This window comes from Hymenobacter sp. 5516J-16 (genome assembly GCF_022919335.1).
In the GTDB taxonomy this organism is placed as follows: Bacteria; Bacteroidota; Bacteroidia; order Cytophagales; family Hymenobacteraceae; genus Hymenobacter; species Hymenobacter sublimis.
Window position 1 is genome coordinate 2,932,138 of sequence record NZ_CP095058.1, and the last position, 10,923, is coordinate 2,943,060.

A 10,923-nucleotide genomic window follows, 5' to 3' on the forward strand; every position below is an offset into this window, starting at 1 on the left:
CTATGAAGCACATATCCTTACTTTCCCGGCGCCATGTTGGTCGTCCGGCTAGCGTGGTGGCCCTGCTGCTGGGGCTGGCATTTTCCGGCGAAACCGCGCGGGCGCAAACGGCCCAGGAGCCCTTCGGGCGGGTGCGGATTCAGTACAAGAACTTCGACTGGCTGCAGCTCAGCACCCAGAACTTCAACATTTACTACTACGCTGGGGGCGAGGCCAACGCCCGCCACGCTGCTGAGTACGCCGAAAAGGAATTGCAGCGCATCACCGGCCTAATCGGGTACTACCCCTACTCGAAGACGACCATCATGCTCTATAACTCCGTAGGCGACCTGCGGCAGAGCAACGTGGGCCTCGACACGGACAAGTACGCCACCGGCGGCGAAACATCCTTGGTGCGCTCTACCAAGGTGCAGATAGCCTTCCAGGGCCAGCAAACCCGCTTTAAGCAAGACTTGAGCAGCCGCATCACCCGCGTGTTACTCAATGACATGATGTACGGCGGCTCGCTCAAGGAAGTCATCCAGAGCACCTACCTGCTTCAGCTGCCCAACTGGTTTATCAGCGGGGCCTCGGCCTACGCGGCCCAGGGCTGGAGCGTGGAAATGGACGACTACATGCGCACCATGACTAAGGAGCACGAGGGCAACCGCACGGCCCCGTTCTTCCTGCGCAACCCCGAGCTGGCCGGCCAGAGCATCTGGAACTACATTGCGGAGCGCTACGGCTACACCTCCGTGCAAAACATCTTGAACCTGACGCGCATTACCCGCGACGTGGAAGTAGGCATTAGCTCTTCTCTGAACGTGCCGTACAAGGTGTTTTTGAAAGATTGGCTTGGGTACTACCGCCAGCTGAATTCCCAGCCGCAAACGCCTTATCAGCAGGCCGACGAGGCCCGGCGGGTGGTGCGCAACAACCGCAAAAATACCATCTACAGCCAGCCGGTGCTCAGCCCCAACGGGCAGCGCCTAGCCTACGTGCAAAATGATCAGGGCCGCTACCGGGTAGTAGTGGTAGACAAGAATGGCCGTGGCCGCGACGTGGTGCATCGGGGCGGGTACAAAACCCCCGATCAGGAGGTAGAAACTCGTTTGCCGGTAATGGCTTGGCGCGGTAACGGCCAGCTGGCCGTAGCCGAAATGAGCAAGGGCAACCTAACGCTGCAGCTGCGCGACGCCGATGGAGTCGTCTCGAATATGGTGAGCCGCCTGAAAAGCCTTCTACCTAGCTTCGGCCGCTCTACGTCCCTGTTTGCACAGTTCTCCCAGATTACCGACCTGAACTATTCGCCCGATGGCAAGTCGTTGGTGTTTAGTGGGGTGCGCAACGGCCAAAACGATTTGTACCTGTTGCGAGCCGGTAGCCGAACGCCGGAAAAGCTGACCAACGATGTCTTCGACGACGTGGAGCCCAGCTTCCTACCCGGCGGTGGGGGCATCGTGTTTAGCTCCAACCGCTGGCTTGATTCGGCCGGTACGGCGAAGGGAAGCTTTGGCGCCGTTGTCAATAACTACGACCTCTACCTGTGCCACCTCGACGGTCGGCCTCAGCCGGTGGAAGTGCTAGCTAATACCATTTCCAACGAAGGCCGCCCACGGGCTATTTCCGACTCGGAAATTCTGTTTTTGAGCGAAGAAAGCGGGGTGCGTAGCCTCTACCGCCTCACGCTGGCTACCAAACAGTACCGCCCCGTTACCAGCTTCCTGGCCAACATCGAGGACTACGACTACAACGCTACCACGGGCACCTTGGGATTTGTGGCCGCCGACGAGGCGCGCGACTACGTGTATTTGTACCCGAGCTACTCGCTGCCCGACAACCTGACGCTCTACAAAACGGCCCGGCAGGAAACCCTAGAAGACCGCTCAAAACCAGCCAAAGCCGCCGTACCAGCTGCTACCCGGCCGGGGCCTACCATTGCCAACGCCACTCAGCAAACGGAAACTCCCGCTACAACCCCCGCTACCGGACAAGCCGCCCCAGCCACTACGGAGCCGGCCGCAGCTCCCGCAAAATCCGGTGGGCGCATCAATACCAGCGACTACGAGTTTGACGAGGACATTCCGGTTTCACGGGCCAACCCTACTACCCCCGTCAAGCGCCGCGCTGCTACGGTAGTGGCCCTGCCCCAGGCCGCACCCAGCGAGGCCGCTTCCTTAGTCGGCCCCTTCCGTTACGATACTCGCTTCAGCATCGACAACGTCGTTTCCTCCCTCTACTCTGACCCCTTGCTGGGCCTAGGGCTGATGGGACAGGTAAACATGTCGGACCTGATGGAGGACCACCGTATTCGGGCCGGTATTTTCGGCCTGACCGACCTGCGGACTAGTAACATCTTCGCGGAGTACACGAACCTGAAACACCGCTACGATTGGAGTATTCTGTATCAGAAACAGGCCTATTTCTTTGATAATGAGACGACGGGTCGGACGCGGTTCGGTCGCCACGAAATAGCGCCTACCATTGCCTACCCGCTCACGCACAACCTAAGTGTGCGCGGCGGCCCGCGCTTCGTGAACGTAAGCCGCAAAACTTTCACGGACCTGAACGGAACCAACGACAGCAACACCAGCTACCTCGGGGGCGCCGGCGAACTAGTCTTCGACAACTCCATTGCTACGGGCGTGAACATGCTGCAGGGCACCCGTATGAAAATAGGCATGACCCGCCTGTACGACGTAGCCGGCAGCGACAAAGACTTCACCAAGATTTACGTGGATCTGCGTCACTACCAGAAGATTCACCGTCAGCTGATTTGGGCCAACCGCGTGAGCTTTGGGCAGTACATCGGGGGCGGCTCCTCGCAGCCCTTCTTCCGCCTCGGCGGCATGGATAACTGGCTGAATTACGATTACGAGGACGACCAGATCATTGACTCCAACGGCAACAGCCCTGACCCGGCCCAGCTGCCGCCTACCCAAATGTTCTACCAGCAGTTCGTCACCAACCTGCGCGGGTTTGACTACAGCAAACGGGTGGGCCAGAAGTACGTGCTGTTGAACACGGAGCTACGCCTGCCCATCATCCAGTACTTCTCGCGCAATCCTATTGAATCGGGCTTCTTCCGCAACCTACAGCTAACGGCCTTTGGGGATTTGGGTACCACGTATTCGGGAGCTAACCCATTCAGTGTCAATAACTCCATCAATACGCAGGTGAACCCCGGCAACCTAGGCAATGGCAACAGCTTCACCGGTACGGTTATCAATTTCGCTAATCCCATGCTGTACGGCTACGGTGCGGGTATCCGTACTACCATGCTGGGCTTCTACGTGAAGGGCGACGTGGCTTGGGGCCGGGAGCAGTACACCGAAAAAGGACCGAAGCTCTACGTAACCCTGGGTTACGACTTCTAGCCGAAAGCAGTAAGCAACTACTTTATCAAACCAGAAGGCCTTTCACTGCATCAGTGAAAGGCCTTCTGGTTTTTAGCCAAAAGTGCCTTCAACGCAGGCTTGGTCGGGTAGGTTGCGGTATTCCCCGGTCGATGCGGGGTAATCCGGGAGTTGGGTTGTATCTTTACGGTCCTTTTACCAGCCGTGTTACCGTGACGCTCCTCAGCGAAATTTGGGTGTTGATGCAGAAGGACTTCCGTCTGGAATGGCGGCAGCGCGCGGCCCTGAACGGCATGCTCCTGTACGTAGGTAGCACCGTTTTTGTCTGCTACCTCAGCTTCTCGCTCCGCGGTGGGCAACTGCCGGCTCCGGCCTGGAATGCCCTGTTCTGGATTGTGCTGCTGTTCTCGGCAGTGAATGCCGTAGCGAAAGGGTTTTTGCAGGAAAGTCGGGGCCGTATGCTGTACTACTACACGGTAGTACGGCCCCAGGCCGTAATTCTGGCCAAAATTGGGTATAACGCCCTGTTGCTACTGGGCCTGGCCTTAGTAGCATTTGGGCTGTACGCGGTGGTGCTGGGCAACCCCGTTCAAGATACGCCGCTGTTCATGGGCAACGTATTGTTAGGGGCCGTGGGCTTCGCCAGCACCCTAACCTTGGTATCGGGCATTGCGGCCAAAGCCACCAACAGTAGCACCCTGATGGCCGTGCTCGGCTTCCCGCTGATGGTGCCCATGCTGCTGCTGCTCATCAAAGTATCCAAAAACGCCCTGGATGGGCTGGAATTCGAGGCCAGCCAAAGCTCCTTGCTTACCTTGGTTGCCCTGAACATGATTGTAGGGGCCGTGTCCTATCTGCTGTTCCCTTTCCTGTGGCGAAGCTGATGTCAAGCTACTATACTAGCTGATGGCTAGTAGCTTCTAGCTTTTTCTGTTCTCTGGTAATTAATACATTTCACCTTACGAAGCTAACAGCCAACAGCTAGTAGCTTACAGCTTTATGAAACACAATTGGTGGAAAGCCCTGAGTGTGGTGCTGCTGCTGTACGTAGCCGTGGCGGGGCTCCTGATGCCGGTGCCGCGCCTGGCCATTCTCAACGAGAGTATCCGCAATTTGTACTTCCACGTGCCCATGTGGTTTGGCATGACCTTCATCCTGATTGCCTCCGTGTACTACTCCGTGCGTTACCTGCGCACCCCTGCCCCCGAGCTGGACATCCGCGCCCACGAGTCGGCGCGCATTGGCATTCTGATGGGGTGCGTCGGGCTGGCCACCGGTAGCATCTGGGCCAAGTACACCTGGGGCGCCTGGTGGACCAATGACCCCAAGCTCAACGGTGCGGCCATTGCCATGCTGATATACGGAGCCTACCTTGTACTGCGCTCCTCTTTTACTGATGAGCAGCAGCGAGCCCGAATTTCGGCCATTTACAACATCTTCGCCTTTGCTACGGCCATGCCGCTGTTTTACATTCTGCCCCGCCTCACGGACTCCTTACATCCCGGGGCCGGCGGCAACCCAGCTTTTGCCCGGTACGACCTTGACAGCGACATGCGCATGGTGTTCTACCCGGCCGTAATCGGCTGGACTTTACTGGCTTTCTGGCTGGCGCAACTAGCTAGCCGCGTTTCCTTGCTTAAACTGAAAGTATATGAAAAACAGCTTGCCTAAGCTCCGCGCCGCGCTGCTCCTACTGCTGACGCTGTTGCTGCCGGCCCTGCGGGTAGCCGCCCAAGCCACCACTACCGCAGACACACCCGAAATGGCCGATGCCCTGCGCCAGAACGGCAAGATTTACGTGGTAGTTGCCGTCATCACGGTAGTGCTGGCGGGCCTATTACTTTTCCTGATTTCGCTAGACCGCAAGCTCAGTCGCTTGGAAAAAGAGGTAAAGGACTAAGCAATAAGGTGGTGAAATAGTGAAATAATGAGTTTAATGAGCTGTATGCACAAGTGGCCTTGGTAGGGCCTCTTAACCGATACCTCATCAGTTTGCCATCTCACAATTTCACCATTTTTAGTGGACCTTTGCCGTTGTTTTTGTTGTTCTGAATGTCCTCGGCTCCGGGTGGAGCCAGCCTGTTGTACCCCGACATGAAAAAAGCCCACATTCTCGCCATTACTGTCATTGCCGTGGCTATTGGCATCATTATGAGTGCTGCCGGTGATGCTAGCGTGTATGTTTCCTTTAAGGAAGCCCGGGAGCGAGCCGCCGATGGAAACCTCACGAAAGTGCACGTAGTCGGCCGCTTACCCCGCGACGGGCAGCAGAACATTTTAGGTCTGGAGTACAATCCTACCCTCGACCCCAATTACTTCGCCTTCACTCTGGTCGACACCAACCGCATTGCCCAGCGCGTGGTGTACTTCAACCCCAAGCCCCAGGACTTCGACAAGTCGGAGCAGGTAGTAATTACTGGCGCCATGCGCAACAACCTGTTCGTGGCCGATAAGATCTTGCTCAAGTGCCCTCCAAGTACGTGGAGAAAGATATCAAGGGCGCTACCGCTTCAGTTAACTAATACAACCGCATGAGAAACCAGCTGCCAACAGCCACTGCAACTACCCGGGGAGAGTTTCCCCGTTGGTGGCGCGTGGTTATTGGCAACTTGTTTCTACTGCCGGGTTCCTTACTGGCAGCCAAAGCCCAGGTGCCCAACGACAACATTGAGCGGCGGCGGGTACTAAGTTTAAACGAAGCTGTTGTGTCTAGCACCACCGACTGCACTGTGCAGTGGGCCTGCGTAGACGAAAAGCTTACTGGCAAGTGCATAGAATACCATAACGACCAGTGGTTTGAGTTTACGCCCCGCACCTCGGGCCGGTACTACGTGAACATTGGCGGGCAGAAATGCCGGGATACCCGCGGGGTGCAGCTTGTCGTGCTGACGGGGCAGCCCTGCCAGCCAGCCACTTACCGGGTGCTTTCCTGCACGTCGCTGGGTAGCCAGGATGATGTGTTTGTGACATTGGATTCCCTGCGCGCCGGGCAGCCTTACCTGCTGGATGTGGATGGCTACCTCAAAGACTTCTGTCAGTTCAGTCTGACAGTCAGTGACAAAGCGCAGGGCGTGCCTGCCCAACTTGCGCCGGCGCTGGCTTCCGTAGCGCCCTCCGCTAGCAGCAGCTTCACCCTCCGCTGGACCTTGCCCGATTCCTTGGGCGCTGTCCAGCAGTTCCGGGTGTTGCGGCGCGAAGCGGCCGCTTTCCGGGCCTCGGAGGTTGCCACCGTACTGGTGCAGCGCACTACCTACGGCACTACCAGCCCCGAGTATGTCTGGACCGATACGCTCAACGCGCCAGGCCGCTACCTCTACCGGGTAATTACGAAGGCTGCTGACGGCACGGCACCAGCCGTGGTGCAGCAGCAATGGTATGCCTACAGTCTACCCCTGCTGCAGTCCGACAAAAACAAGGTACAGGCTGCCGCCGAAGGAGCTAAACGGGCCGCCAAAGCCCAGCAAAGCTGGGAGCGGCGCGGCCACCGGGCCCGGATGAAACGCCTGGCTGGGCAGCGGCACCCTAACACTTAAAAACAAGTTCGTGTTGGCCGGGTAGTATACCGTCGGGCTAACATTTCCTCTTCAACGCAGTAGCACATGTTGAATACAGTAATCGGCGACGTTGGACACCTGAGTGTCATCGTGGCATTTGTGGCGGCTACGGTAGCGGCGTACTCCTACTATAAGGCGGCGCAGGGCCGGACCCTCGGCGACACGGATGCCTCTTGGCTCCGGATCGGACGGGCGGCTTTTGCCGTGCACGGTTTGGCGGTATTCGTCATTATCGGGGCGCTGTTCGGTATTATTCACGGCCACCGCTACGAATACTACTACGCCTGGAGCCACAGCAGTAACCACCTGCCAGTGTACTACATGATTTCCTGCTTCTGGGAAGGGCAGGAGGGAAGCTTTCTGCTCTGGATTTTCTGGCATGTGCTCATTGGCTTTATACTGATGCGCTACAGCCGTCGTTGGGAGGCGCCCGTTATGAGCATTTTCGCCGGCGTGCAGCTATTCCTGACCTCCATGATTCTGGGGGTAGTGCTCGGCGACCTGAAGATTGGCTCCTCACCCTTCATTCTGCTGCGCGACTTTATGCCGGACCTTCCGGTTTTCAAGCTCAATCCTGACTTCGTACCCAAGGACGGTACCGGCCTGAACGCCCTGCTCCAGAACTACTGGATGGTGATTCACCCGCCGACCCTGTTCCTCGGCTTTGCCCTGACCCTGGTACCCTTCGCCTATGCCATTGCCGGCCTCTGGAAGGGCGAGCTAACCAAGTGGGTGCGCCCAGCCATGCGCTGGACGCTCTGGGGCGGCCTCGTGCTGGGTGTAGGCATCGTGATGGGTGCTTATTGGGCTTACGAAACCCTGAACTTCGGGGGCTATTGGAACTGGGACCCGGTAGAAAATGCCGTGTATATCCCTTGGTTGGTGCTGGTGGCTTCCCTGCATGGTCTGGTGCTGTGGCAGCGCAGTCGCACGGCCCTGCGCACTTCTTTTGTGTTGGTTATTGCCACCTTCCTGTTGGTGCTCTATGCCACCTTCCTGACCCGAAGCGGTGTGCTGGGTAATGCCTCGGTACACTCCTTCACCGACCTGGGCCTTTCCGGGCAGCTCATCATTTACTTGATGGCCTTTGTGGTACTAGCTATTGGCCTGCTAGTATGGCGCTGGAAGCAAATTCCAATATCACCGAAAGAGCTGACGACTTACAATGCCGAGCTGTGGGTATTCGTGGGCGCTACCGTACTCTGCCTCGGTGCTTTCCAGGTGCTGGTTACCACCAGTATTCCGGTGTACAATGCTTTCCTGGGCTTTATTGGTATCAAATCCAACCTGGCTTTGCCCGCCGACCAGATTCAACACTATACCAAAATCCAGCTCTGGATGGGGGTAGGGGTGGCTTTCTTCTCGGGCCTAGCCCAGGTGATGTGGTGGCAAAAGAATAACAAGGAGTCTTTGACTAGCTCCCTGACCGTGCCCGGCATCCTGACGTTGCTCGGAGCCGCCCTCGTGATTCTGCTGGTGCAGTACTATGGCCTGAAAATGGAGGTGAGCTATATCGTGCTGCTGACCACGGCCCTCTTCGGGGTGCTGGCCAACCTCGGAATGGTATTCACCTTGATGAAGCGTAAGGTGAGCCTCTCAGGTGGCGGCATTGCTCACATCGGTATTGCCCTGATGCTGCTGGGGGTGTTGGCTTCGGCTGGCTACTCCAACATCATCAGCCAGAACGTCTCGGGCTTACTGTACTCGCGCGAGTTTGACGAAACCACCAACCGCGACAACGTCCTGCTCTGGCGCAACGATAAGGCCCCTATGGGCAAGTACGACGTGAGCTATACCGGTCAGTATCTGGACGCTCCCGGCGTGCCCGGCTACGTAGACAAGCAGCTGCTCTTCCGTACTGCCGATGAATACAAAGCCCTGGCCCGCGCCGACATCAAACGCGGCGACCAAGTGTACTACAAAGCTGGCGACACCGTCGATATTCTGCCCGAAAACACCTACTACCGCGTGGAGTATAAGGACCGCAAAACCGGGGAGGCCTTCGTGCTTTACCCGCGCGGCCAGGTAAATGAGGAAATGGGAGAGGGCCTGCTCGCGTCCCCAGACATTAAGCGGTTCGCTGACCACGACATCTACTCCCATATCAGTGCCGTGCCCCCACCCGACAAGGAGAAGGACTGGAGCGAGGTAAAGGAGCATGTGCTCAGCGTTGGCGACACCATTTTCCTCAATGATTACTTTGCCGTATTCCGCGGCGTAGAGCCGGCCCACCAAACCGCCGGCCTGGGCTTGACCAAAGGCGACCTAGCCATTCAAGGCGACTTCCTAGTATTTGGTGAGAAAAAGCAGTACCACGTACACCCGGTGTTTGTGGTGCGCAACCGCCTAATTGGCCGCGTGCCGGATGAGGTAGAAGATTTGGGCCTGCGCCTAAGCTTCTTGAATGTAGACCCCCAAAAGGGTAAGTTTACTTTCGGCGTAAGCACTACTCAGAAGGACTACATCATCCTGAAGGCCGTGGAAAAACCCTTTATCAACCTGCTCTGGAGTGGTACCTTGCTAATGGCTATTGGTTTTGGCATGGCCATCTACAAGCGCCGCCGCGAAACGGAAGCTGCGTTTGAGCCCACCGAGGCTGAGGCAGTGCCAACGCTGCAGCCACGACCCAAAGCCCGGCAGGTTGCCTAAGCTTATTCCAAGGCAATAACAGCAACGCCCCGGCCAGTGTGGTCGGGGCGTTGCTGTTATCTAGGCAGTTCAAGTCGAAAGTAGATTGAGGTTACTAGCTGGCATGCAGGGTAGTATCTGCTTGGCTACGTGTTCTGGCCAAGCCAGAACGGGCAAGAGATACCAGCAACGGGGCCAGCCAGTCGTAGGCGGTGCCTGGCGGTAGTAAGCAAGCAACAAAAAAGGCGGCCAAGAAGGCCGCCTTTTTTGTTGATGAAAAGAAGGTAGTGCTACTTCTGAATGGTCACATTACCGACCATGTACTCATTGTCCGCCAGAATCTTCACGATGTACATGCCGTTGGCCAGGTTCGAGAGGTTCACCTTGTTCTCGAAGTTATTCCGAATGCTGGCCGTGTGCACGCGCTGCCCAAGCATGTTCAGCACCTCCACCTGCAGAGCGCCTTTCGTATTCGCGCCCCGCACATCAATAGCCAATTCGCCAGCAGTTGGGTTCGGGAACATCGTAATGGCACGCGTTAGGGCCTCGGAGGAAGCTGTAACGGTGGATACTGCTACTTCAATGTTGTCTACCATCAACAAGTACTGATTAGCTGTGCTTTTAGCATGGAAGCCAATATAATAGTTGCCGGAAGTAGTGGGTGTAATGGTAGCTACACTAGGCGTACTAGTGGCATTTGCAGTTTGATAAGGAGAGTTATTAACGTATGGAATGACGATGTTATCATTATTCCATAACAGGCTGGTCTGACCAGCAGGGGTTGCACTTGTACCATATTTCACCTCCATCCGCTCAGGATATACGGTATTGAAAATATTATACATGCCGTAACGGAAAGACAACTGATAACGCGTCCCTGCCTGTAATGATAGCGCAGGCGTAAAGAACCAATCATCGGCGGCCGCTGCAGCATTAAAGCGGTAAAGCATAGCATTTGTGGAAGCATCACCAAGGGGAGGCTGGTAGTACCTTCCAGGTAAGAAGATGCTACCCGCCAAGTCTGTGCATCATTATTGACATTGGCTACCGTCATTCCATTTGGTAGAGAACCAGCAGCTACCCCTTCAAACCCTTCTTTATAGGGGAAAGTGGTAATAGCTGGGAATGGCGTAGTAAGTCTGAAAGGACCAACTAAAGCGCTTTGATCAGTAGAGCCACAAGCACTGCGCACATATACGTCGTAAGTTGTACCGACTGTTAAGCTCGTTAGGGAGAAGGTTGGTCCGGTACCAGTTATCGTAGTTCCGGCGGAGGCGGGGTCGAAGCCAGATGGCCCGTAAATAACCGTGTAGCCAGTACCAGTGCTAGGTACGCCCGATAAAGTAAGAGTAGCCGAGGTGCCGGTAATAGCAGAGAAACTAGCATCCGCTACGATAGGGCAGCTC

8 protein-coding genes and 1 pseudogene are annotated in these 10,923 nt (G+C 56.5%); 7 read left to right on the top strand and 2 right to left on the bottom strand.

From position 1 onward, the window contains the following. The first annotated feature begins 2 nt into the window (after positions 1-2). From MUN84_RS14550 to ccsA, 7 genes are all read left to right on the top strand, one after another. Positions 3-3,356 carry a hypothetical protein gene (locus MUN84_RS14550; RefSeq protein ID WP_244694732.1) on the top strand — a complete coding sequence of 1,118 codons (3,354 nt, stop codon included), beginning with the start codon at positions 3-5 and terminating at the stop codon, positions 3,354-3,356. 221 nt (positions 3,357-3,577) lie between these two features. Next, a complete protein-coding gene (locus MUN84_RS14555) occupies positions 3,578-4,219 on the top strand; it encodes a heme exporter protein CcmB (protein WP_244698940.1) in 642 nt (213 codons plus the stop codon). A 115-nt stretch (positions 4,220-4,334) separates the two neighbouring features. After that, a complete protein-coding gene (locus MUN84_RS14560; RefSeq protein ID WP_244694733.1) occupies positions 4,335-5,006 on the top strand; it encodes a cytochrome c biogenesis protein in 672 nt (223 codons plus the stop codon). Continuing rightward, a complete protein-coding gene (locus tag MUN84_RS14565; RefSeq protein ID WP_244694734.1) occupies positions 4,987-5,235 on the top strand; it encodes a CcmD family protein in 249 nt (82 codons plus the stop codon). Before MUN84_RS14560 ends, MUN84_RS14565 begins: the two co-directional genes overlap by 20 nt. 194 nt (positions 5,236-5,429) lie before the next feature. After that, on the top strand, positions 5,430-5,870 hold the full coding sequence (locus MUN84_RS14570; protein ID WP_244694735.1) for a cytochrome c maturation protein CcmE: 441 nt from the start codon (positions 5,430-5,432) through the stop codon (positions 5,868-5,870). After that, positions 5,867-6,868, top strand: coding sequence for a hypothetical protein (locus tag MUN84_RS14575; protein WP_244694736.1), 1,002 nt, complete (start codon positions 5,867-5,869; stop codon positions 6,866-6,868). The genes MUN84_RS14570 and MUN84_RS14575 overlap by 4 nt, the downstream gene beginning before the upstream one ends. Before the next feature lie 66 nt (positions 6,869-6,934). Further along, positions 6,935-9,538 carry a cytochrome c biogenesis protein CcsA gene (gene ccsA, locus MUN84_RS14580; protein WP_244694737.1) on the top strand — a complete coding sequence of 868 codons (2,604 nt, stop codon included), beginning with the start codon at positions 6,935-6,937 and terminating at the stop codon, positions 9,536-9,538. Between the two features lie 269 nt (positions 9,539-9,807). On the opposite strand, the gene MUN84_RS14585 is transcribed toward ccsA, so the two are convergent. Together MUN84_RS14585 and MUN84_RS24620 are read right to left on the bottom strand one after the other, a co-directional pair. Continuing rightward, positions 9,808-10,113, bottom strand: coding sequence for a T9SS type A sorting domain-containing protein (locus MUN84_RS14585; RefSeq protein ID WP_244694738.1), 306 nt, complete (start codon positions 10,111-10,113; stop codon positions 9,808-9,810). A 39-nt stretch (positions 10,114-10,152) separates the two neighbouring features. After that, positions 10,153-10,467: pseudogene (locus MUN84_RS24620) on the bottom strand (hypothetical protein); the annotation flags it as partial. Positions 10,468-10,923: the final 456 nt, after the last annotated feature.

Excerpts from the sequence above, each read along its gene's own strand:
- MUN84_RS14555 (WP_244698940.1), top strand. The coding sequence starts at position 3,578 with ATGCAGAAGGACTTCCGTCTGGAATGGCGGCAGCGCGCGGCCCTGAAC.
- MUN84_RS14550 (WP_244694732.1), top strand. The coding sequence starts at position 3 with ATGAAGCACATATCCTTACTTTCCCGGCGCCATGTTGGTCGTCCGGCT.
- MUN84_RS14565 (WP_244694734.1), top strand. The coding sequence starts at position 4,987 with ATGAAAAACAGCTTGCCTAAGCTCCGCGCCGCGCTGCTCCTACTGCTG.
- MUN84_RS14570 (WP_244694735.1), top strand. The coding sequence starts at position 5,430 with ATGAAAAAAGCCCACATTCTCGCCATTACTGTCATTGCCGTGGCTATT.
- MUN84_RS14585 (WP_244694738.1), bottom strand. The coding sequence starts at position 10,113 with ATGGTAGACAACATTGAAGTAGCAGTATCCACCGTTACAGCTTCCTCC.
- MUN84_RS14575 (WP_244694736.1), top strand. The coding sequence starts at position 5,867 with ATGAGAAACCAGCTGCCAACAGCCACTGCAACTACCCGGGGAGAGTTT.
- MUN84_RS14560 (WP_244694733.1), top strand. The coding sequence starts at position 4,335 with ATGAAACACAATTGGTGGAAAGCCCTGAGTGTGGTGCTGCTGCTGTAC.
- ccsA (WP_244694737.1), top strand. The coding sequence starts at position 6,935 with ATGTTGAATACAGTAATCGGCGACGTTGGACACCTGAGTGTCATCGTG.